The following is a 20801-nucleotide window of genomic DNA, read 5'->3' as shown; positions in this document are numbered from 1 at the left end:
CATGGTGAAGGCCGACCGGGACTCGACCGGGGGCGCACCCCCGGCGCCAGGGAGGTCGCCGTGGTGGGAAGGGTACGCCCCCGCGCGTACGCTCCCGGCGCATTCGGGCGGCCGTACGAGCGCTCCTTCCGGAGCGGGAAGCACCCCGGTGAAGTTCCCCAACTGGCCGACCAGGGCGGGAGGGTGCGGTCTAGCGTGGGTATTCGGTGATCAACACCGGACCCCGGAGCACCTGGGGGTCCGGCCCCACGTACCGAGGACGCGAATGTCCGGACTCCGCGCCGCCCGCCACGCCCCGTCGCGCCACACCGTCACGGGACCGGGGCGGCAGATACGCCCCCAGCTGGTCCGTGCCGCTGTGCTGCCCACGCTCGCCGCCGGGCTCAGCGGCGCCGCCGCGGTGATCTTCGCGCTCCAGCTGGGCCACGGCCCCGGCGGGCCGGACGCCCGGCTGTGGCCGGTCCTCACCGGCTGCGGACTGCTCGTCGTCGGCGCGCTCGCCGCCGCCCTGCTCGGCGCGCAGCGCGCGGCCAAGGCCGTACACGACCGCTGCGAGGCGCTGCGGCGGTCCAGCGTGCGGGGCCGCCAGGAGCTGAGGACGGCGGCCGAGCGCCTGGAACGGGGCGAGAGCCCGGCCCGGGTGGTCCGGACCCCGTCCGGCCCGCCGCCCGCGGACGCCCGCCCCGGGGTGGACGAATTCTGGCTGCTGTCGCAGGAGTTGCGCGGCGCACGCGAACACGCCCAGGCCACGCTGGCCCGGCTGGCCGGCCCCGCCGCGCCCAGCGACAGCGAGCAGAAGGTCGAGGTCTTCGTGAACCTCGCCCGGCGGCTGCAGTCGCTCGTGCACCGCGAGATCTCCCTGCTCGACGAGCTCGAGGACACGGTCGAGGACCCGGACCTGCTCAAGGAGCTCTTCCACATCGACCACCTGGCCACCCGGATCCGCCGGCACGCGGAGAACCTGGCCGTCCTCGGCGGTGCCGCCTCGCGGCGGCAGTGGACCCGGCCGATCGACCTGAGCGAGGTGCTGCGTTCGTCGGTCGCCGAGGTCGAGCAGTACACGCGGGTCAAGGTGGTGCCCCCGGCGGGCGGCACGGTACGCGGCCATGCGGTCGCCGACGTGGTGCACCTGCTGGCCGAACTGGTCGAGAACGCCACCGTCTTCTCCGCGCCCGACACCGACGTGGTGGTGCGCGCCGAGCGGGTCACCGCCGGGATCGCCGTCGAGGTCGAGGACCGGGGCCTGGGCATGCCGGTGGACGAACAGCACCGGATGAACGCGCTGCTCGGCGACCCGGACCAGGTCAGCGTCAAGCACCTGCTGGCCGACGGGCGGATCGGCCTGTTCGTCGTGTCGTCGCTGGCCCGCCGGCACGGCATCGCGGTGGAGCTCAAGTCCAACATCTACGGCGGCGTGCTCGCCGTGCTGGTCCTGCCGCAGGAGCTGCTGGGCGCCGACGTCCCCGTGGGCGCGGACGCCGTGGGCGGCTCACGCGCCACGACGTGGGGTACGGCGACGACGCCCCCGCCGTCGCCCCCGCCGCTCCTGGAACCGGTACGGGTGCCCCTGCCGCCGTCGGCTGCCCCTGCTGCCCCTGCTGCCCCTGTCACCCCGGCCCCGCCGACGGCAGCCGACCCGGTGGCGCCGACGGTGGCCGACCCACCGCTGCCGCGCCGGATCCCGCGCACGCGGACGGTACCGGCCGGGGGGCCGCAGCGGAGGGCGTACGCGGAGCCACAGCCGCAGCCGGGGCCTGGGCCGGAGCCGGAGCAGGGGCCCGAGCGGTGGCCCGCGCCGGCGTCGGAGCCCGGCGCGGCCCCGGTCCCGGCCCCGGGGGTGGAGCCGGACGCCCCCCTGTGGCCGGCCACCGCCCCGGCATCCGTACGGGATCCCGGCCCGGCCCTGCCCCGCCGGGCGCCCGCCACCCGGCCCGGCCCGGCGGCCGGCCCCGACCGCCGCGCGGCTTCGGACCCGGGCCCGTCGGGCCCGTCGGGCCCGTCGGGCCCCGGCCGGTACGGCGCAGGCGGCCCGGCCCTGGGGCGTGGCCCGGACCCCGTCGACCCGGACGCGGGAAGGACGCGCGCGACGCCGGAAGCGCGGTGCGACATGGCGCCGCCGGTGTTCTGGGGTGCCGACCCGGGGACGGCGGCGCTCGCCGCGGCCGCGGAGGCGCTGGGGCCGGTGCCGCCTTCGGCTTCCGTCGCCGCGCCGGGGCCCGGGCTGGCCTGGGCCGCCGTACCGGAGGACCGCGTACCGGAGCGGCTCGCGCCCGAGGCGTCCGCACCCGAGGTGCTTGTACCGCGAGAACCCGTGCCCGAGGCGTCCGTGCCCGAGGCGCTCGTACCCCGGGAGCCGGTACCCGAGGTGTTCGTACCGCGCGAGCCCGTGCCCGAGACGTCCGTGCCGCACGCGTCCCGCCCGGACCCCGTCCCGCAGGCCGGGCCCTCGTGGGCGCCCGCCGAAGCCAGGATCCCGGCGGCCCGGGAGAGCGCGGAGGGCGTTCCGATCCCTGGTGCCGCGGGGAGCCGGGACCGGGGCGACGACGAACGGCCGCCGCTGCCCAGGCGGCGGGCGCAGACCCACATCGTGCCGCAGCTGCTGGAGGCCCCCGTACCGCGGCCGCCGGTGGTGGGGGAACAGCCCCTGCACGACCCCGGCCTGATGGCCGCCTTCCAGCGCGGCTTCGGCCTCGCCCAGACGGAGAACCAGTCATGACCCCCCACCTCAGCAAGGAGCGCACCGCCATGGCCAGCGAAGTGGCGACCAGCCAGCTGTCCGACCTCGACTGGCTGCTCGGCGGCCTCGTCCAACGCGTGCCGTACACCCGCAGCGCCGTACTGCTGACCGCCGACGGCCTCGTCACCTGCGTCCACGGGCTGGACGCCGACAGCGCCGACCACATGGCCGCGCTGGCGTCCGGGCTCTACTCCCTCGGCCGCAGCGCGGGCGCCCGCTTCGCCGGCGGCGCCGAGGTCCGGCAGGTCGTCGTGGAGCTCGATTCCGCGCTCGTCTTCGTGTCGGCCGCCGGTGCCGGGACCTGCCTCGCCGTCCTCGCCGACCGCGAGGCCGACGCCGGCGTCCTCGGCTACGAGATGGCCATGCTGGTCAAGAGCGTCCGGCCGTACCTCGCCGCGCCGCCGCGCCGGCCGGTCGCCGTCGCCCCGGAGCAATGAGGACCGCCCGCGACACGCCGTGGCTCGACGACTCCGCGGGCCGGGTGATGCGGCCGTACACCGCGAGCGGCGGCCGGACCCGCCCGGACGTGGACGTTGCGCTCGACCTGTTGTCGCTGGTCACCGCCACCGGCGTGCGCCCGCGCGCACCGCTGGGCCCGGAGCACGCCTTCGCGCTCCGGCTGTGCGCGGGCACCGGCGTGGTGTCGGTGGCCGAGGTGGCCGCGCAGCTGCGGCTGCCGGCGGTCGTCGCCAAGGTGCTGCTGTCCGACCTGATGGAGTACGGGGCCGTCACCGCACGCGCCCCCCGCTTCCTGAACAACCCTGCCGATGACGTGTGTCTGCTGAGGGCGGTGCTCGATGGACTGCGCAAGCGCCTGTGAGGGCGCGCCCGTGACCCTGAAGATCCTGGTCGCGGGCGGGTTCGGAGCGGGCAAGACCACCTTCGTGGGCGCGGTCAGCGAGATCGAGCCGTTGTCCACGGAGGAGCTGCTCAGCGGCCTGAGCGAGCACGCCGACCGGCTGGAGGGGGTCGAGGCGAAGACCGCGACGACCGTCGCCCTCGACTTCGGCCGGATCACCCTGGACTCCCGGCACGTCCTGTACCTCTTCGGCACGCCCGGCCAGCAGCGCTTCTGGTTCCTGTGGGAGGAGCTGTGCGCGGGCGCGCTCGGGGCGGTCGTGCTCGCCGACACGCGCCGGCTCGCCGACTGCTTCGCCGCCGTCGACTTCTTCGAGCGGCGGGGGATCCGCTTCGTGGTCGCCGTCAACGAGTTCGACGGCAGCCACCGGTACGCGGCGCACGAGATCCGTGACGCGGTGGGGCTCGCGCCCGACGTGCCCGTCGTACGGTGCGACGCCCGCCTGACCGGCTCGGGTACGGGGGTCCTGGCCACCCTCGTCCACCACCTGCTCACCACGGCCGGGGCCCCGTCGTCCGAGGCCTCGCCCGTCAAGGCGCCCTTCAAGGCGCCCTTCAAGGAACCGTCACTCGGGGGAACACCATGACCTACTACGAATCGACCGGACACCTGCTGCTGACCCCGGTGGACCGGGAGGCGCCCGCGCGCGTCGTCCGGCTGCGCGAGCTGGGCCTGGGGGAGCGGGTGGACGCCCGCCTCGACCTGTTCGCGCGGCGTGTCGCTCAGACCCTCCAGGCGCCGTACGCGGGGGTCAACTTCATCGGCGAGGAACGGCAGTTCTTCGCCGGGCTGCACCACGCCGCCGACGCCCCGGCGAGCGGCTACCCGGCGCGGGTCCTGGCCCGCGACCACGGCTGGTGCCCGCACGTGGTGGTACGGCGCAGAGCGCTGGTGCTGGAGGACGTACGCGACTTCGCGCGGTTCGCCGGCAACGCGGTGGTCGACGAGAGCGGGATCCGCTCCTACCTGGGGGCGCCGGTGACCGACCGGCAGGGGGTGGTGCTCGGCACGGTGTGCGCGGTGGACGTGGTGCCGCGCCGGTGGGGGACGGAGGGGCTGGGGACCATCAAGGCACTGGCGGCGGAGCTGGTGGCGGACCTGCACGAGCGGGAGGACGGCCTGCGCGCGGGCTGAGGACGGACGCGGGCCGAGGCACGGGCGGGGGCGACGGGCGCGGGCGACGGGCGCGGGATCAGCGGCGGTTGTCAGTGCCGGGGGCTACGGTCGGAGACGACGCGGTTCCTCCGGAGGGCGGGACCGCGCCGACGGAGCCGACCCGATCGCCGCACCACCGGCGGAGAGGAGCCGCGGGCATGACCACGACCGCCGACGACGTCCGTGAGATCGCGCTGTCCCTGCCGGACAGCAGCGAGAAGCCGGCCTGGGGCATGCCCACCTTCCGGGTGGGCGGGAAGATCTTCGCCGCGCTCGGTGACGACGACGCGTCCATCGGGGTGAAGTGCCCCAAGGAGGAGCGGGCCGAGCTGATCGGGGCGGAGCCGGAGAAGTTCTTCATACGCGAGGGCCACGACGACAACTACGCCTGGCTGCGGGTGCGGCTCGCGGCGCTGGAGGACACCCGGGAGCTGCGCTCGATCCTGGTCGACTCCTGGCGCCAGGCCGCGCCCAAGCGGCTCGCCGCGGCGCACCCGGAGCTGGGCGGGGCATAGGGGCGCCTGCGGGAGAGCCGTCGGGGCACCCTGGTCAGCGGCCCCGCGCCAGGAACGTGGTGATGCGTGCGCGCAGCGAGTGCGGGTCCAGGCCGTGCGCGGCCGTGTGCTGCTCGACCGTGCCGTAGCGGCGCAGCTCGGCCCGGCCCACCCCCAGGCCGAGGACGCGGTGCGGACGGTCGGCGAGAGCATCGCCCGCCGCGGTGGTGGAGGTGCCGGCCAGGTACGGCTCCACCAGGACCACGTCGGCCGGGCCCCGCCCGACCGCCGCGCGCAGGGCCGCGTCGTCGAAGGGCCGCACCGTCGTCGCGTAGAGCACGGTCACGTCCAGGCCCCCGGTGGCCGCGAGCACGTGGTCGAGGGTCGGACCGACGGCCAGGACCACGCCCCCGCCGCCCTCGCGGACGGTGTGGAACCGGGCACCGTCCACCGCGCGCGGCGCGGCGTTCGACAGCGCCGACAGCCGGACGTAGACCTTCTCGTCACCGTCGGCGTACGCGTGGCGCAGCAGGGCCTCGGCCTCGTCGGGGTGGCCCGGGACATGGACGGTCCAGCCGTCGAGCGTGTCCAGGAGCGCCACGTCACCCGGTGCCATATGGGTGAACCCGCCGGCCGGCCAGTCGTACGAGGCGGACGCGCTGACCAGCACCCCGCCGGTGCCCTGGTGTCCGAAGTCCAGCTTGACCTGCTCGAACGGCCGCTCCACCAGGAAGCTCGCGAAGGTGTGCACGACCGGTCGCAGCCCGGTGAGGGCCAGCCCGCCGCCGACCCCGACCAGCAGCTGCTCGCGGATGCCCACGTTGATCACCCGGTCCGGGTGCCGGTCCCGGGCGGGCCGGAACCCGTCCATGGTGATCTCCGCGAGGACGAGCGCCAGCCGCGGATCCTCGTCCAGGGCCTCCGACGTCACCGTGATGAACCGTTCCCGCATGGTGTCCATGAGTGCCTCCCCCTCAAGCCTTCTTCTCGACGCGGGCGACGACCACGTGCGGCCGGCCCGGATGCGGAGCGGTGAAGGCGGCGTGCAGCGCCGCGTGGTCCCGCCCGTCCACGGTCACCGCCGACCAGCCGGCGGCCTCGAAGCGCGACGCGATGCCGCCGGGCCAGCCGTGGGTGGCGGAGTCGTTGTCGATCACGATGGCGTGCAGCCGCTCCAGGCCGGCCGGGCCGGCGTACGCAAGTGCCTCGTGATTGCTGCCCTCGTCCAGCTCGGCGTCCCCGATCAGCACCCACACCGCCGGGTCGTCCAGCCCCTGGGCCCGCAGCCCCAGGGCGGTGCCGACGGCGAGCGGCAGCCCGTGCCCGAGCGACCCGCTGCCGATCTCGACGCCCGGGACGAGCGTGCGGTCGGGGTGGTGGCCGAGCGGGGAGTCGTACCCGCCGAACCCGTCGAGCCACTCGACGGGGAAGAACCCCTTGGCGGCCAGCACGGCGTAGTACGCCATCGGCCCGTGCCCCTTGGACAGCAGGAACCTGTCCCGTCCCCGGTCCCCGGCGCTCGCGGGCGTGACCCGCAGCACCCGGTCGTAGAGAACCCACAGCACGTCCAGCGTGGACGTGGCCGCGGGTCCGTGCTTCTCGGCCCCGGTCATGCGCGCCATGAGCGCGCCCAGATCCTCGTGGCGGAGCCCCGTGTCCCCAGGTGTCTGTGTCATGCACCGATCTTGTGACCCCAACCCCACTTGAGGTCAAGCGCCGCCCGCGGCGGAAAAGGTGCGCGCGACCACCCCGCGAAGTGCGGTATTGTTCTCGTGCGCGTTCATCCGGGGGAAACCCCAGGTCAGCGGGCATCGGGACGTGGCGCAGCTTGGTAGCGCACTTGACTGGGGGTCAAGGGGTCGCAGGTTCAAATCCTGTCGTCCCGACTAGAGGTTCGCCTCGTAGTCGCAGATGAGGGCCTTGTTTCACTTACGTGAGGCAAGGCCCTTGATCGTTTTTCGGGCTCGTCGTGTCACAAATCGTCACAGACGCTGTCGATCACGTACCGGACAACAGCTCGCCCAGCTTGTCCGAACCGGCCCTGAGGCTCTGCGGATCAGGATGGACATACACCCGCTTGGTGAACGACAAGTCGCTGTGGCCGGCCCAGGCGGACACCACCGTGTCGGGCACACCGTTGTTGGCCATCCACGACAGGCACGCGTGGCGCGCATCGTAGAGACGGACCTTCCGGACGCCGGCTTCTGCCATCAGCCGGTGGGCCTCACGACGAAGCTTGTCGGTCTTGAACGGGCGCCCCAACCCGTCGACGACGACGTAGCCGCTTGCCTCGTACGCCTCACCCGCGGCGAGCCGCTCGTTTGCCTGACGCGCCCGCAAGCTGATCAAGGCTGCCTGCACAGGTTCGGGCAGCGGCAGGACTCGCCGGCCATTGTGGGTCTTGGGATCCTTCTCGACAACCGTGTTCCGCTGTCCTCGTGTCGTGCATCCAGCCCCCTCCTAACACGCGCCACCACCCACGGTCACCGACCTGTAACCGTAGCGCGCGAAGGGCGGATGATCTGCTCTTCGGGCAAAAGCTGATCCCCTGGCGAACCCAGAGAATCGGACAGCACCTCGCTCTGGCGGAAGATATGCATCGACTCCAGTCAGTGGAACCCCACGTGCAGGAGGGCAGTCCTGACGACACGCTGAGGCCATGGCTCTGAGTGAGAACCCCTCTGCCAGCGAGCCCGAGGGTGCAACGGAGCGCAACGCTCCTGGCAGATCAAGTTCCAAGAAGCGTTACGAACAGGCACAGGCTTGGATTGGGACGCTAGTCGGCGTAGTGGCTCTGGGACTCTCGATCTACAACCTGCTGGCCCTCCAGCGTGAACCAGCGGTCGATGTTGCCCTGCCGCACATCGTGCGCATTGCCCAGGGCCGCGACACCTGGCTGTACCTCCAGCCGACGTTATCCACGCGGGTCAAAACCGAACGCGTCGAGGTCATCACCCAGATCGACCTTCAGTTGCGGCCCACCACAACCAGCACCAAGGCGCCGGCCTTCTTCTGGGACGAGACCGGCTCCTACTCATACAACGCCGCTGCCCATGACCTCACCTACCAGCGGGTGGCAGACCCGAGTCCCCTCCTGGTAGACCAAGGCAGACCCCAGCAACCGCTGCTCCTGTTCAACGCGGTCGGATGGAACTTCGCTGAAGGCCGGTACGAAGGAACGCTGGTGCTTGAGCGAGCAAGCGGGCAGAAGCCCCTGCGGGAGAGCTTCTGCCTCGTGGTCTCCAAGAACGCCGTTAAGACCATGCAAGACGCCGGACAATACCGGCACCACGGCTTCCGTGACGACGTACCAGGCAGTGATCCCCAGAAGACGGGCTGCTACATGTTCCCTCCGCTATGACCAGCCCCCGCCCGCAGACGCTCTTTGCCCTGAGGCTTTGGCCGATGACCTGCATCGTGCTGGGAGCGGGGAGGCCGTACGCTGCCCAGCAGATCGGGCATCAGTACAGATGCCCGCAGGAGCCCGATGTGGCCTGCCCGCGTCGGGCCCCAGCGCGAGGAAGGTGGGTAAAGCCTCAGGGCCAACCATTCGGCTTGGCCGCTCCTGCGCACGAGCAAGATCGATGCCTGCTGCGGTGATCGACACTAAGCTTCCTGTCAGCCCGTGCCGGAATGGAGTGTGCGGGTCAGGCTCCGGTGCCCCCGCTCTGCGGGGACGCAGTACGACCAGAGCCGCACCTGCCTCGGGTGGCCCACGCGGTCATCCCAGGCCTTCCCTTCACAGGCCGTAGATCCACTAGGCAGGCGCTTGCCGCCGAGTGACCACAAAGCCGACTACGACCACGCCGTGCTTCCTGAAGGCTCTGGTGACACCACGACGCACTCCAGATGAACCAGCCGGCATGTCACCGCTGTGTCACGCACCTCGCCTCCACACATGAAGAACAAGCCCCTGACCTGGACGTTTGTCAGACGCCACGGACTCATGCGGACGGTACGGACTGGGTCTCAGCTTCTGGGGGTCAAGGGGTCGCAGGTTCAAATCCTGTCGTCCCGACTTGCGAGTACGCAGGTCGGAGGCCGTATCGGAAGCATCCGATACGGCCTCAAGATCATTTTTGGGGACCAGTTGGGGACCAAGCCGGTCCGAGCGGGTCAGACGGCGGCCATGGTCGTGAGTGGCCGTGAACGAGGTGCACGGAGCGCCATGAGGTGCGCAGACAGTGCCGCACCAGCTGCCGTGATCTGATCAGCGTCGGGGTGTAATGGTGGAGTCGGGTATTGGAACTGCCCGAATACCCTCTTCGAACGCTTGTGGCGCTGATCGCGGCAGCGTCAGTCGTCAGCTGCGACGAGGAGAGTGAGCGTCGCTGTCAGGCGGTCGATGAGGACGAGTTCGTGGTAGTCGATGCTTCAAGCCGGCCCTGATGACCCGTATCGGCGTGGTCCGGCGGCTGCGCCGGGTGCGTATCGGGGTCACCGCGATGGCCGTCACCGCCTGGGCCGTGATCACCGGCACCTGGTCGTCTACGCCTGGTACCGGGAGAAGACGCCGGACAGCCCGCGGTCACAGCTGCCCGCCGACCCGGGAACGGCGGACTGGCACGAGTTCGGCATGGAACGGAAGGAGCACATCGCCCGCCGCACCCGGCGCCCAAGAGGACTTCCCCCACACGAAGAGCCCGAAGGCCCCATCTCGGCCGCCATCATCGCCGCCGGCGTCGGAGCGGTCGCCCTCGGCCTGCTCACCACCCTCTCGGAGGCCGGTGAGGACGTGGCCGGCGCTCTCAAGCGGAGCGATGCGGTGGGCTCGCTCTCCGGCAAGACGATCCTCGCCGTGGTGGCGTGGCTCGTGGCCTGGGCGGTGCTGCACATCATCCTGCGCAACAAGGCGTACGAGACCACGCGCGCGCTCGTCATAGGCCTCGTCCTGATCGGGCTGGGCGTGCTCGGGACCCTCCCGTCGTTCTTCCAGCTCCTCGGGTAGTCGCCCGCAGGATCCCGGTTCGCCTGCCCCAGGCTAGTCGGGCTCCATGTAGGGGCGGCGGAAGATCAGGGGGGCAGTGCCGTGCGGGCGTACGGCTGCCAGTGCCCGAGCGACCGCTGTCTCCAGAGGGCCGCTGGTGTCGACCGTGACGGCTTCCGCCCACGGCGGCTCCCGCTCCGCCATGGCGGCGGCCACCTCGAGGCCGGCGTCGGACGGCCCGGCGGCGCGGGTGGTCAGACGGGCTGCTGTCATGTCGTCAGGGACCTGGCAGTGCAGGGCCACGAGGTCGGCGCTGGTGCGTTCGGCCAGGCGGTGGGCGGCTTCGCGCTGTGCGGCGTTCGACCAGGTGGCGTCCAGGACGACGGACTCGCCGCAGGACAGCAGGGTGGACGCGCGCTCGAGCAGGGCGGCGTAGGTCTTGGCGGTCCACTCGGGCGTGTACAGCCCCTCGCCGTAGGCGGCGGGAGCGGGTTGGTCCGCCGGGATGCCCGCGAGTTCTTTGCGGAGACGGTCGCTGCTGAGCAGCGTGACGCCGAGGCGGTCGGCCAGGGCACCGGAGAGCGTGGACTTCCCGCTGCCGGGGAGGCCTCCCACAAGGGTCAGACCGATGGTGGAGGCGTACAGGTGACGCAGGGTCGTCGTGATCAGTCGCCGTGCGGCGAGGTCTGTCCCGGTCGCGCCTTGGCGGGCTTGGATCAGGGAGACCTTGGCGCGGACGAAGGCGCGGTAGGCGACGTAGTGGTGACGCAGAGACGGTGGTGCGGGGTCGCCGGAATACTCGCTGTACTGGGCGAGGAAGAACGCAGCCGACTCCGGTGCGTCGAGCTGTTCCAGGTCCATGGCGAGGAAGGCGGCGTCGTCGAGGCCGTCGACGTAGCGGAGGTGGTCGTCGAACTCCAGGCAGTCCAGGACGCGGGGGCCGTCGTCGAGGCAGAAGATGTCCGCTGCGAGCAGGTCGCCGTGGCCGTCGACGATGCGGCCTTGCTCGATGCGCATATCGAACAACCGTTCGCGGCCGGCGAGGTAGCGGCGGACCAGCTCCTCGATCTCCTCCACGCCATCCGGCACGTGGCCGTCCCCGGACAGCGCACGTACCTGCGTGAAGCTCGCTTCCCAGCGCGACGACAGGGCGTCCCGCGTGCCCTGCGCGTCCACGTCCGGCGTGCGGGATGCGTCCGCGTGATGGGTGGCGAGCAGTCGGGCGACGGCCCGAAGGACCTCGTCGACATCCGCTCCCTCGCGCACGAGCCGGGACAGGCGGCGCTCGGCCGGCATGCGGCGCATCACCACGAGAGGTTCGGGCGCCCCCGCGTGCGGGACGCTGATGTCGCCCACGCCCAGGTAGACATCGGGGGCGAAGTGGCGGTTGAGAGCGGTTTCCCGCTCGCACGCGGCGCGCCGAGCCTCCACGGTGGTGTAGTCCAGGAACGTCAGGTCGACGGGCTTCTTGATCTTGTAGGCGCGGTCGCCGAAGAAGAACACCACAGCGGTGTGCGTCTCGCAGACCTCCGCCCGCGGGAACGGGCCGGTGCCGAGGGCGGCGCCAGTCCGGAGCACGGACGCATCGTGCCGCGGCGCCGACGCGCCCGGCTCCCCGGGGTGGCCCGACTCAGTCATGGGGGACGACCGCCACAGGGCAGCGTGCGTGGTGCAGGGCCGCATGGGCCACCGGGCCGAGGCGCGGGGCAAGCGCGGGACGCTGCTTGCGGCGGCCGACGACCAGCAGCCCGGCCCCCTCGGCGGCCCGCAGGACCGCCTGGGCGGGGCTTTCGAGCCGGATGACAACGGCCGGCTTCATGCTGGGGAACTTCTCGCGCCATGGGTGAAGGACCTGATCCAGTTGCTGCTGCGCCTCCTCCGTCAGCTTGCTGGTGAGGCCGTGGTCCACGCCCCAAGGGGTGTGTGCATGCATCGGCAGGCTTCGGCCGTGGACCACCTGGAGGGGCACATCGCGGGCCGTGGCGGAGGCGAAGGCGAAGGCGAGGAGTTCGTCGCAGGGGCCGTGCAGTTTCAGCGCGACCACGATGCCGCCCGGAGCGGGCGACGGGCCTCCTTCGCGGCTCGCGGGACGTACCAGGACCACGGGCTGGGCGGCCCGTGCCACCACGGCCACTCCGATGGAGCCGAGGAAGTAGCTCTCGGCCGGAGCCAGGCCGCGTGAACCGAGCACGGTCAACTCCGACTCCGATGCCGCCTTCAGCAGGGCGTCCTGGGCGTCGTCGGCGACCAGGTTGCCGACGATCACGAGGCCCGGGTGGCGTGCCTGGAGTTCGGCCTGGGCGTGGTGCACGAGCCGTCTCGCCCAGTAGTTCTGATCGATCTCCGAAGGGATGCGGGTCGGTTCGGGCACCAGCATGGGCCAGGCGTGCATCAGGCGCAGCGTGAGCTTGCGGCGCTCGGCCTCGTCGGCGGCCCAGTGAGCGGCAGCCATGCTTTCGGGTGAGCCGTCGAGGCCGACCGTGATGACGGGCTCCATGGCGACTGCCTCTCTCTCGTACGCCGCTCGACCACGTGGATGGCCGGGCGGATATGCGGGCCTCGCTCACCAAGGGTGAAGCGCGCCGCTTCCTCTGCTTCGAGGAGTACCGCAGATCGTCCGGCCGCGCATGTGGGCGTCGATGTGGCCGGCCACCCCCATGAGGCCACTGCGGCGACCCTTGCCCGCGCCACCGGCGCGCGGACGACAGCCGGCTCCGACACACCCCCGTTCGTCGATGGCCTCCCGGCTGCCACCCACCACGCCACCCGGGCCGACCGCGGTACTGATCAGTCGAGGACCGCGGTGGCCTCGATCTCGACCAGGTGCTCGGGCACGTCCAGCGCCGCTACGCCGATCAGCGTGGCCGGCGGCACCGGCGTGACTCCGAGCTTCGCGGCCGCCCGGGAGACCCCGTCCGCGAGCAGGGGCATCTTGTCGGCCAAGGACGAAGCCGATGTGACACGGGCGGATTCCTTGCCGCGGGAGGTCTTCACGGACATGGCCAGGTCGTTGCCGGCGACGACGAATACGTGGGGTGGGTGGGGGCTGCGGCGCTAGGAAGGTCCTGCCCCGTCCCGCCATGTGGCCGCGGGGATGTCCTGAGGGACGGTTGCGGCCCCACCGGCGCGTACGGCATCCACTACGGCTTGGTGCAAGAGGCGGCTGCCCTCCTCGGATACGCAGCGCACCGGACTGCCGGTGACGGTGAACCAGTCCGAACCGCCCGTGTACTGCACTGCCACCTGGGCCTCGCAGCCCGACCAGGTGGTGTGCACCGTCAGGTTTCCGCTGAGGACCCCCGCGTCGTCCGTACGTACTCCGCCCCGCCCGGCGAACACCCCTGTCGTGGTCCACGAAGCCCAGGTCATGTCATCGCCCCTCACGAGCAGCCCCCTGCTTCCCCAGGTTACGGCGGGTCGTGCGTCCCCGCGTGGTCACCGCGCCGCAGGACGGCCAGGGCCAGCAGCCCGGCGCCGGCCGCTGCGGCGGCGAGGAGGACGAACCCCCAGGAGTAGATCGTCGGTGACGCTCTTGGCCAGCCCCATCGCGACGAGCGCGAACGCGCACACAGCGGAAGGGGAAGCCCCGCCCGAGGGCGTCGGCCAGCTGGACCGTGCTGAAGGCCGACAGAGCCGTGCCGCCCGTGCCGACGCCGAGGATCCCCGGTGCCGGCCCGCGGCGCTCGGGCGGATACCAGGCGTTGACGAACGGCACTCCGACGGCGAACGCCGTCCCGCCCAGCCCGAGGAAGAATCCGCCCGCCAGCACGCCGGCCAGTGAGCGTGCCCCGTGCCCCAGGAAGAGCACGGGTGCGATGGTCAGCGCCGCGACCAGGGGCCCGAGCGGGGCCAGCAGGGCCCAGGCCCAGAAGCAGAGGGCACATCCGATCGTGGCCAGGGTGGGCATCAGCGCCGGCCGGGGCGACGCGGTGTCCTGAGGCTTGCTCCCCGTACTTCCGCTCACCGTGCGTCCCCTTCAGAGGTCATGTCTCGCGCGGCGGCGTCGCCGCGGAGGGGGGCCCGGGTGGCTCCTCGAGGACACTCCAGGCCACAGGGCCCAGCAGATCGGCCACGCGCTGGAACACGTCCATCAGCATGTCGTCCACGGTCAGCATGCCCACCACACGGTGCCCGTCCAGAACGGGAAGGCGCCGGACCCCGGACCTGTGGAAGATCCGGTACGCCTCACGGATGTCGGCGGTCGTGTCCACGGTGATCACAGGTGAGGTCATCACGCTTTCCACCGGCTCGTCGGTGTCCAGCCCCTGGGCCACGGCCCGCAGCGCGAGATCACGATCGGTGACGACACCTCGCAGCGTTCCGCCTGCTGTGACCACCACCGAACCGACCCCGTACTCGTCCATCCGCCGGGCCACCTCGCCGATCGGTGTCCGGGTCGGGACGGCCACGACCGGTGAACTCATCGTCTCGGCGACGTTCATCGTCTGACCGCCGGGGCATCCAACCGGATCGCCCTTGTCGTGCCACTCGTCTGTGTGATGCCGACTGGCTCCATGGCGGCTGCCTCCATGTCGTAGGGGGCTGGGGATGGATCGACAGACACGGCCACTTCTCATTCGAGAATGCCCCGCGCCTGAGCGTGCCGCATACGCAGACCCCTCACCTGCTCACGGCCGCAGGTGACAACCGCGACCGCCGCCGCGATGAGGAGCGAGGCCAATCCGCTGCCTGAACAGGTCTGCCGCCCTTGAGGTCCTCCGCACCATCGCCTCTGCCCCGATGGCAGGTTCCTCACAACGCCCCGGCTTGACGGACCATAGGGAGACGGGGACGACAACGGGTTCCATGAAGACGAGATCGTTGCCGTAGCAACGTGCTCACCCGACCTGACGGGCTGGTTCGGCGGCTGCTGCGCACGGCGCGCCGTCCCTTTTCGACACGCGGTGGTCTGGCATCCTCGTGCGGTTGCAGGAGCCGACGCCGCAGTTGTGGTTGCCGGCTGGGATCGCGACCCGGCGGGTGGAGTGGCAGGAGCGGGAGTTCGACGTGGACGAGAGAGACCGCGCGGGGACGGACCCGACCGCGGGACGGGTAGCCCATGTGCTTGGGCTGGCGCACACCGCGCTCACCCTTGCCACGGCCGCACTCGCGGGAACCGGCCCCGGCGCGGAGGAGGCGATGGCCTCCCTCAGCGGTGCCCTGGCCGAGCTGCGGCGCGCCGCGGACGACTTTGGCCCAGCGGATGAGGCTGCACCCTCGCCCGCAGGCGCAGACATTCCCTCTGTCCTGACGGGCCTGTACGTCGGCCAGGACGTGGGGCGTATCGACCTGCTGATCCGCCAAGTGGCCGATATCGCCTGGGCGCGGTGGTCGCGGCAGCCGCTTCCCGGGGAGGTGTGGCTTCCTGTGCGGGATCTGGGAGAGGCGTGTCTCAGGTTGATCGGCCGGGCGAGTGACGTCGTCGAGCTGTCCGCGCCCTCCGTGGTCATGGACAGCGAGTTGGCGGACATCGGGCGCAGGCAGCGTGAGCTTGGCCGCCTGCTGCTGGTGAGGGGGGCATCCATGGCGACCGACGATGCCATCCACGCGGCGGTGCTCGGTCGCTGCTACGAGGAGTGCGGAAACCGGGCCGTGGCCGTCGCCCGCCTCGTCGGCCTGCTTCGGGAGACCACGGCAGTGCGGTGAGGCCAGCGGGCGGCCTCGGTCAGGGCAGGCCCGCCAGAGCGGTCTGGTCCAGGATCAGCCGCCACACGGCCTCCTGGAGGACGAGGGTGCCGTGGGTGACCATCATGGCGGCCATGATCGGGTCGGCCGGGTCGATCAGCAGGTCGCCGTCGCACACGATGTGCTCGAGCAGCGCCGTGACGTTGTGGGTGTACGCGATGGATGCCGGTCGGGGGATGCTTTCGGGGAGCCGACCGGCACCGATCACGGTGACTCCCGGTGCCAGGGTCGTGGTGGCTTCCGGCCGTGCGCCCTCGACGTTTCCCCCGTCCGGTCCGACCGCCGTGTCGACGATCACGGACCCGGGGCGCATGCGGGCGATCGCCTGGGCGGTCACGAGCACGGGCGGCCTGAGGGGAGGCCGGAGCCGGACTGCCGTGATGACGATGTCGGCGTGCTCGGGCAGCGAGGGGCCCGGCGTGCCCAGGACGGCGTCACCGGCCTGTACGTCCGCCCCGAGGCTGTGGAGTGTGTCGGCCGCCTGCCGCGCGGTGGCATCCGCCCCGATCACCAGGGCACGTGCGGGCTCCGGGAAATCGGGACTGGCCGTGCCCGACAGAGGGCGCCCGAAGCGGTCGGCCGCAAGCAGGGCCGCCTCGTGGCCGGCGAGGCGGCCCTGGGAGGCGACGGCGTCCATCGGGCGGGCCAAGACGGACGTGTCGGGCGCGAGGTCCAGGCCGATGGCGGTCACTCCCTCGTCCGCCCAGCGCCGCACGTGGAAGGGGATGTCCAGCGGGTCCAGCAGCGCGATCAGGATCTGCCCCCGGCGGAACCGTGAGGTCGCCGGGGGGAACGGCGGCCGTACCCCTACGAGGATGTCCGCCCGGGCGTAGAGCTCCGTGTGTGTCGCGACATCGGCGCCCGCATGCCGGTACAGGCGGTCCGGCATCCAGGCTGCTGCGCCGGCCCCGGTCTCCACCAGCACGTTCAGACCGAGGGCCTGCACCGCGTGGACAGCATCCGGTACGAGGGCGACCCGCTGCTCTCCCGGCGCTGTCTCCCGGCAAATGCCCAGCGTCATGGGGATCATGGATCATCCACCTCCGTCCGAGGCATTCCCCGCCCCCAGTATGGATCTCACGCACCGTGCAGGGTCTTGTCGCCCTGCGTGTCCGGCAGGTCGTGCTGGGTATGCACCTGGCCGCTCCCAGGTGGGAAAGGAAGGCGTGGCATGGCCACCGAAACCGGTCCTGGCTGGCAGTTCTGGATCGATCGGGGAGGCACCTTCACCGACGTCGTCGCCCGAATGCCGGACGGCCGACTGCTGGCCCGCAAGCTCCTCTCGGAGAATCCGGCCCGCTATCGAGATGCGGCGGTCGCGGGAATCCGTACGCTGCTCGGCCTGGCTGAGCACGAGGAGATCCCGCCGTGCGCGATCGAGGCGGTGCGGATGGGCACCACGGTGGCTACCAACGCCTTGCTGGAGCGGACCGGTGAGCGGACAGCGCTGGTCGTCACCCGCGGTTTCCGCGACGCCCTGCGCATCGGCTACCAGAACCGTCCCGGGATCTTTGACCGCCGGATCGTTCTTCCCGAAGCCTTGTACGAACGTGTGATCGAGGTGGACGAGCGGATCACCGCCGACGGTGCCGTACTGAGCCCGCCCGACCTCGACACGCTTGCCGTCGAGCTGAGGCACGCGTACGAAGACGGCATCCGCGCCGTCGCGGTGGTGTGCCTGCACAGTCCCCTGCACCCCGCCCACGAGCAAACCATCGGCGAACTGGCCGAACGGATCGGGTTTCCCCAGATCTCCCTGTCCACCGGTGTCAGCCCCCTGACCAAGCTGGTACCCCGTGGCGACACCACGGTCGTCGACGCCTACCTCTCCCCGGTCCTGCACCGGTACGTACGGCAGCTCGCGGACCAACTGCACGGCGTGCGGCTGATGTTCATGCAGTCCAACGGCGGCCTGGCCGAAGCGGGGCACTTCCGCGGCAAGGACGCCATCCTGTCCGGTCCGGCGGGCGGCATCGTCGGCATGGCGCGCCTGTCCCAGCTGGCCGGCTACGAGAAGGTCATCGGTTTCGACATGGGGGGTACGTCCACCGACGTGTCCCACTTCGCCGGCGATTACGAGCGGGTGTCCACCTCGCAGGTGGCGGGGGTCCGGCTCCAGGCACCCATGCTGGACATCCACACCGTCGCCGCCGGCGGCGGCTCCCTCCTGCACTTCGACGGCAGCCGCTACCGTGTCGGCCCGGACTCCGCTGGAGCGGATCCCGGCCCGGCCTGCTACCGCGCGCAGGGACCGCTGACCGTCACCGACGCCAACGTGATGCTCGGCCGCATCCAGCCGGCCTACTTCCCGCACGTCTTCGGGCCGGACGGCGACCAGCCCCTGGACCAGGACGTCGTACAGCAGCGGTTCACCGAACTCGCCGACGAGATCCGCGCGCGTACCGGCGACCGGCGATCGCCGGAGCAGGTCGCCGAGGGCTTTCTGCAGGTGGCGGTGGCCAATATGGCAGGCGCCGTCAAGCGGATCTCCGTGCAGCGCGGACACGACGTCACCCAGTACGCACTGACGTCCTTCGGCGGGGCCGGCGGCCAGCACGCGTGCGCAGTCGCCGACGCCCTCGGCATCCGGACCGTCCTCGTACCTCCCATGGCAGGGCTGCTCTCGGCACTCGGCATCGGGCTCGCCGACACCACCACCGTGCGCGAGCAGTCCGTGGAACTGCCCCTCGAAGAGGCGAGCACGGAGCGGATCGACAACGTGGTCCGCGAACTGGATTCCGCGGCCCGCGCCGTGCTGCACGACGAGGACGTCCCCGCCGAACGCATCCAGGTCACGCGCAGGGCCCGGCTGCGGTACGACGGCACCGACACGGCCGTCACCGTACCGCTGGCCGGGCCGGCCGCCATGACGGAGGCATTCGAGGACATCCACCAGACCACGTACTCGTTCCTGCTGGAACGCCCCGTCATCGTAGAGGCCCTCTCGGTCGAAGCCAGGGGCGTCACCCCACAGCCCGATCTCGCACACCTTGCCGTGACCGCCCCGGACGCCGACAGCTGCGTGCCCCCCGGCACCGTCCGGCTCCACACGGACGGAGCGTGGCGCGAGGCCGTACTGCGGCAGCGCGAACGGCTGCGCCCGGGCGAAGCGGTGCCCGGTCCCGCCGTGATCACCGAACCCCATGCGACCACCGTCGTGGACCCCGGCTGGAAGGCGACCGCCACCGTCACCGGACATCTGCGCATCGAGCGCGTCACCGTGCCTGCCGGGGCCGATGTCGAGACCCGGGCCGACCCCGTCATGCTGGAGATCTTCAACAACCTCTTCGTGTCAATCGCCGAGCAGATGGGAGCACGGCTGGCCTCGACGGCCCAATCCGTCAACATCAAAGAGCGACTGGACTTCTCCTGCGCGCTGTTCGACCCCGAGGGGAACCTCGTGGCCAACGCGCCGCACATCCCGGTCCACCTCGGCTCCATGGGAACCGCGGTCAGGGAGGTCATCCGCCGCCGGACCATCGCGGCGATGCGGCCCGGCGACGCCTACGCGGTCAACGACCCCTATCACGGAGGCACCCATCTGCCCGACATCACCGTGGTGACCCCGGTCTTCGACGAGCGGGGCGGAACGCCCGGGGCCGAGATCCTCTTCTTCGTCGCCTCACGCGGACACCACGCGGAGATCGGGGGTCTGACGCCGGGGTCCATGCCGGCGAACAGCCGCGAGATCGACGAGGAGGGTGTCCTCTTCGACAACTGGCTGCTCGTCGAGGACGGCAGGCTGCGAGAGGCCGAGACCCTGCGCCTCCTGACCGGGGCGCCGTACCCCTCGCGTGCCCCCGCAACCAACCTAGCCGACCTGCGTGCCCAGATCGCCGCGAACCGCAAAGGCGTGGAGGAGGTCGGGAAGATGATCGACCATTTCGGTCTGGACGTGGTACGGGCGTACATGCGTCACGTCCAGGACAACGCCGAAGACGCCGTCCGCCGAGCGGTCGTCACCCTCACCGACGGCGAATACCACTACGAGATGGACTCCGGGGCCGTCATCAGCGTCCGTATGACGGTGGACCGGCAACACCGTTCGGCGACCATCGACTTCACCGGTACCTCCCCCCAGCTGACCACCAACTTCAACGCGCCCACCTCCGTCGTCCACGCCGCCGTGCTGTACGTCTTCCGCACCCTCCTCGCCGAGGACATCCCGCTCAACGACGGCTGCCTGAGACCTCTGCGCATCATCGTCCCGGCCGGATCGATGCTCGCACCCGTCCCGCCGGCCGCCATCGTCGCCGGGAACGTCGAGACCTCCCAGGCGATCACCGGAGCCCTCTACGCTGCCCTGGGCGCGCAGGCCGAGGGCAGCGGCACCATGAACAACCTGACCTTCGGCAACGACCACCACCAGTACTACGAAACCGTCGCTTCGGGCGCCGGCGCCGGACCGGGCTTCGACGGGGCATCAGCGGTGCAGACCCACATGACCAACTCCCGCCTCACCGACCCCGAAATCCTGGAGCTGCGCCTCCCCGTCCTCGTGGAGGAGTTCTCCCTTCGCGCCGGCAGCGGCGGCGAGGGACGCTGGCACGGCGGCGACGGCGCCGTACGCAAGCTCCGATTCCGCGAACCCATGACGGTCAGCGTCCTGTCCGGGCACCGCCGAATCCCGCCCTACGGCATGGCCGGCGGATTCCCGGGCGCGCTGGGCAGCAACCATGTGGAACGAGTCGACGGCACCACGACACCCGTCGCGGGCTGCGATTCCGTCGCAGTGCAGCCTGGCGACGTCCTGGTCATGAAAACACCCGGTGGAGGCGGCTACGGCAAGCCGGACTGAGCTCACCGTCCGCCGGGGGTCCAGTACGCGAGCGGGTCGACGACGCTGACCCCGGACGGCGGTAACGGCACGAGTGAGTCGATGCGGGCGTGACGCCTTGCAGAAACGCGTCAGCCAGCTCGACCAGTACATCGCCGAGCTGCGGC

At 71.5% G+C, this 20801-nt stretch carries 17 protein-coding genes, 1 tRNA gene and 2 pseudogenes; 11 read left to right on the top strand and 9 right to left on the bottom strand.

The features are described from left to right. The first annotated feature begins 265 nt into the window (after window positions 1-265). The 6 genes from ACIPXB_RS29245 (at window position 266) to ACIPXB_RS29220 (ending at window position 5266) form a co-directional block, all read left to right on the top strand. A complete protein-coding gene (locus ACIPXB_RS29245) occupies window positions 266-2716 on the top strand; it encodes an ATP-binding protein (RefSeq protein ID WP_401454554.1) in 2451 nt (816 codons plus the stop codon). Window positions 2717-2745: 29 nt separating this feature from the next. Further along, a complete protein-coding gene (locus tag ACIPXB_RS29240; protein ID WP_401454617.1) occupies window positions 2746-3174 on the top strand; it encodes a roadblock/LC7 domain-containing protein in 429 nt (142 codons plus the stop codon). Further along, window positions 3171-3557 carry a DUF742 domain-containing protein gene (locus tag ACIPXB_RS29235; RefSeq protein ID WP_401454552.1) on the top strand — a complete coding sequence of 129 codons (387 nt, stop codon included), beginning with the start codon at window positions 3171-3173 and terminating at the stop codon, window positions 3555-3557. The genes ACIPXB_RS29240 and ACIPXB_RS29235 overlap by 4 nt, the downstream gene beginning before the upstream one ends. After that, on the top strand, window positions 3535-4182 hold the full coding sequence (locus ACIPXB_RS29230) for a GTP-binding protein (RefSeq protein ID WP_401454549.1): 648 nt from the start codon (window positions 3535-3537) through the stop codon (window positions 4180-4182). The genes ACIPXB_RS29235 and ACIPXB_RS29230 overlap by 23 nt, the downstream gene beginning before the upstream one ends. After that, window positions 4179-4730, top strand: coding sequence for a GAF domain-containing protein (locus tag ACIPXB_RS29225; RefSeq protein ID WP_401454546.1), 552 nt, complete (start codon window positions 4179-4181; stop codon window positions 4728-4730). The genes ACIPXB_RS29230 and ACIPXB_RS29225 overlap by 4 nt, the downstream gene beginning before the upstream one ends. Window positions 4731-4909: 179 nt before the next feature. Then, on the top strand, window positions 4910-5266 hold the full coding sequence (locus ACIPXB_RS29220; RefSeq protein ID WP_401454544.1) for an MmcQ/YjbR family DNA-binding protein: 357 nt from the start codon (window positions 4910-4912) through the stop codon (window positions 5264-5266). A 34-nt stretch (window positions 5267-5300) separates the two neighbouring features. Here the strand turns inward: ACIPXB_RS29220 and ACIPXB_RS29215 are convergent, their stop codons facing one another. Both ACIPXB_RS29215 and ACIPXB_RS29210 read right to left on the bottom strand, forming a co-directional pair. After that, entirely contained in the window at window positions 5301-6206 is a 906-nt protein-coding gene (locus ACIPXB_RS29215) for a transketolase family protein (protein WP_401454543.1), read from the bottom strand. A 13-nt stretch (window positions 6207-6219) separates the two neighbouring features. Further along, window positions 6220-6921, bottom strand: coding sequence for a transketolase (locus ACIPXB_RS29210; RefSeq protein ID WP_401454542.1), 702 nt, complete (start codon window positions 6919-6921; stop codon window positions 6220-6222). Window positions 6922-7057: 136 nt separating this feature from the next. Here ACIPXB_RS29210 and ACIPXB_RS29205 point away from each other — a divergent pair. Next, window positions 7058-7131 (top strand) — tRNA-Pro (locus ACIPXB_RS29205). Window positions 7132-7243: 112 nt separating this feature from the next. Here ACIPXB_RS29205 and ACIPXB_RS29200 read toward each other — a convergent pair. Continuing rightward, a pseudogene (locus tag ACIPXB_RS29200) lies at window positions 7244-7630 on the bottom strand (tyrosine-type recombinase/integrase); the annotation flags it as partial. Window positions 7631-7904: 274 nt separating this feature from the next. Here ACIPXB_RS29200 and ACIPXB_RS29195 point away from each other — a divergent pair. After that, complete coding sequence (locus ACIPXB_RS29195) at window positions 7905-8606, top strand: hypothetical protein (RefSeq protein ID WP_401454541.1); 702 nt, start codon at window positions 7905-7907, stop codon at window positions 8604-8606. Window positions 8607-9821: 1215 nt separating this feature from the next. Further along, a complete protein-coding gene (locus ACIPXB_RS29190) occupies window positions 9822-10193 on the top strand; it encodes a hypothetical protein (protein WP_401454540.1) in 372 nt (123 codons plus the stop codon). Between the two features lie 33 nt (window positions 10194-10226). Here ACIPXB_RS29190 and ACIPXB_RS29185 read toward each other — a convergent pair whose 3' ends face one another. The 5 genes and pseudogenes from ACIPXB_RS29185 to ACIPXB_RS29165 all read right to left on the bottom strand — a co-directional run bounded on the left by ACIPXB_RS29185 (window position 10227) and on the right by ACIPXB_RS29165 (window position 14596). After that, window positions 10227-11810, bottom strand: coding sequence for an AAA family ATPase (locus ACIPXB_RS29185; protein ID WP_401454539.1), 1584 nt, complete (start codon window positions 11808-11810; stop codon window positions 10227-10229). Then, window positions 11803-12669 carry a universal stress protein gene (locus ACIPXB_RS29180; protein ID WP_401454538.1) on the bottom strand — a complete coding sequence of 289 codons (867 nt, stop codon included), beginning with the start codon at window positions 12667-12669 and terminating at the stop codon, window positions 11803-11805. Before ACIPXB_RS29180 ends, ACIPXB_RS29185 begins: the two co-directional genes overlap by 8 nt. Before the next feature lie 290 nt (window positions 12670-12959). Then, window positions 12960-13109 (bottom strand): annotated as a pseudogene (locus ACIPXB_RS29175) (RidA family protein); the annotation flags it as partial. A 117-nt stretch (window positions 13110-13226) separates the two neighbouring features. Further along, window positions 13227-13541: a hypothetical protein gene (locus ACIPXB_RS29170; protein ID WP_401454537.1), complete on the bottom strand. Its 315-nt coding sequence runs from the start codon at window positions 13539-13541 to the stop codon at window positions 13227-13229. Between the two features lie 614 nt (window positions 13542-14155). Then, entirely contained in the window at window positions 14156-14596 is a 441-nt protein-coding gene (locus tag ACIPXB_RS29165) for a CBS domain-containing protein (protein WP_401454615.1), read from the bottom strand. A 502-nt stretch (window positions 14597-15098) separates the two neighbouring features. Between ACIPXB_RS29165 and ACIPXB_RS29160 the strand changes: the two genes are divergently transcribed. After that, entirely contained in the window at window positions 15099-15818 is a 720-nt protein-coding gene (locus ACIPXB_RS29160) for a hypothetical protein (RefSeq protein ID WP_401454536.1), read from the top strand. Window positions 15819-15837: 19 nt separating this feature from the next. On the opposite strand, the gene ACIPXB_RS29155 is transcribed toward ACIPXB_RS29160, so the two are convergent. Next, a complete protein-coding gene (locus tag ACIPXB_RS29155) occupies window positions 15838-16887 on the bottom strand; it encodes an NAD(P) transhydrogenase subunit alpha (protein WP_401454535.1) in 1050 nt (349 codons plus the stop codon). A gap of 141 nt (window positions 16888-17028) precedes the next feature. Here ACIPXB_RS29155 and ACIPXB_RS29150 point away from each other — a divergent pair, with 141 nt between their 5' ends. Then, window positions 17029-20655: a hydantoinase B/oxoprolinase family protein gene (locus ACIPXB_RS29150; protein WP_401454533.1), complete on the top strand. Its 3627-nt coding sequence runs from the start codon at window positions 17029-17031 to the stop codon at window positions 20653-20655. The last annotated feature ends 146 nt before the right edge of the window (window positions 20656-20801 follow it).

It is taken from the genome of Streptomyces sp. NPDC090022, assembly GCF_044748145.1.
In the GTDB taxonomy this organism is placed as follows: Bacteria; Actinomycetota; Actinomycetes; order Streptomycetales; family Streptomycetaceae; genus Streptomyces.
This window is presented reverse-complemented; position numbering and strand designations above follow the sequence as displayed.

Excerpts from the sequence above, each read along its gene's own strand:
- ACIPXB_RS29240 (WP_401454617.1), top strand. The coding sequence starts at position 2,746 with ATGGCCAGCGAAGTGGCGACCAGCCAGCTGTCCGACCTCGACTGGCTG.
- ACIPXB_RS29165 (WP_401454615.1), bottom strand. The coding sequence starts at position 14,596 with ATGAGTTCACCGGTCGTGGCCGTCCCGACCCGGACACCGATCGGCGAG.
- ACIPXB_RS29195 (WP_401454541.1), top strand. The coding sequence starts at position 7,905 with ATGGCTCTGAGTGAGAACCCCTCTGCCAGCGAGCCCGAGGGTGCAACG.
- ACIPXB_RS29180 (WP_401454538.1), bottom strand. The coding sequence starts at position 12,669 with ATGGAGCCCGTCATCACGGTCGGCCTCGACGGCTCACCCGAAAGCATG.
- ACIPXB_RS29230 (WP_401454549.1), top strand. The coding sequence starts at position 3,535 with ATGGACTGCGCAAGCGCCTGTGAGGGCGCGCCCGTGACCCTGAAGATC.
- ACIPXB_RS29215 (WP_401454543.1), bottom strand. The coding sequence starts at position 6,206 with ATGGACACCATGCGGGAACGGTTCATCACGGTGACGTCGGAGGCCCTG.
- ACIPXB_RS29190 (WP_401454540.1), top strand. The coding sequence starts at position 9,822 with ATGGAACGGAAGGAGCACATCGCCCGCCGCACCCGGCGCCCAAGAGGA.
- ACIPXB_RS29185 (WP_401454539.1), bottom strand. The coding sequence starts at position 11,810 with ATGACTGAGTCGGGCCACCCCGGGGAGCCGGGCGCGTCGGCGCCGCGG.
- ACIPXB_RS29210 (WP_401454542.1), bottom strand. The coding sequence starts at position 6,921 with ATGACACAGACACCTGGGGACACGGGGCTCCGCCACGAGGATCTGGGC.
- ACIPXB_RS29235 (WP_401454552.1), top strand. The coding sequence starts at position 3,171 with ATGAGGACCGCCCGCGACACGCCGTGGCTCGACGACTCCGCGGGCCGG.
- ACIPXB_RS29150 (WP_401454533.1), top strand. The coding sequence starts at position 17,029 with ATGGCCACCGAAACCGGTCCTGGCTGGCAGTTCTGGATCGATCGGGGA.
- ACIPXB_RS29245 (WP_401454554.1), top strand. The coding sequence starts at position 266 with ATGTCCGGACTCCGCGCCGCCCGCCACGCCCCGTCGCGCCACACCGTC.
- ACIPXB_RS29225 (WP_401454546.1), top strand. The coding sequence starts at position 4,179 with ATGACCTACTACGAATCGACCGGACACCTGCTGCTGACCCCGGTGGAC.
- ACIPXB_RS29170 (WP_401454537.1), bottom strand. The coding sequence starts at position 13,541 with ATGACCTGGGCTTCGTGGACCACGACAGGGGTGTTCGCCGGGCGGGGC.
- ACIPXB_RS29220 (WP_401454544.1), top strand. The coding sequence starts at position 4,910 with ATGACCACGACCGCCGACGACGTCCGTGAGATCGCGCTGTCCCTGCCG.
- ACIPXB_RS29155 (WP_401454535.1), bottom strand. The coding sequence starts at position 16,887 with ATGATCCCCATGACGCTGGGCATTTGCCGGGAGACAGCGCCGGGAGAG.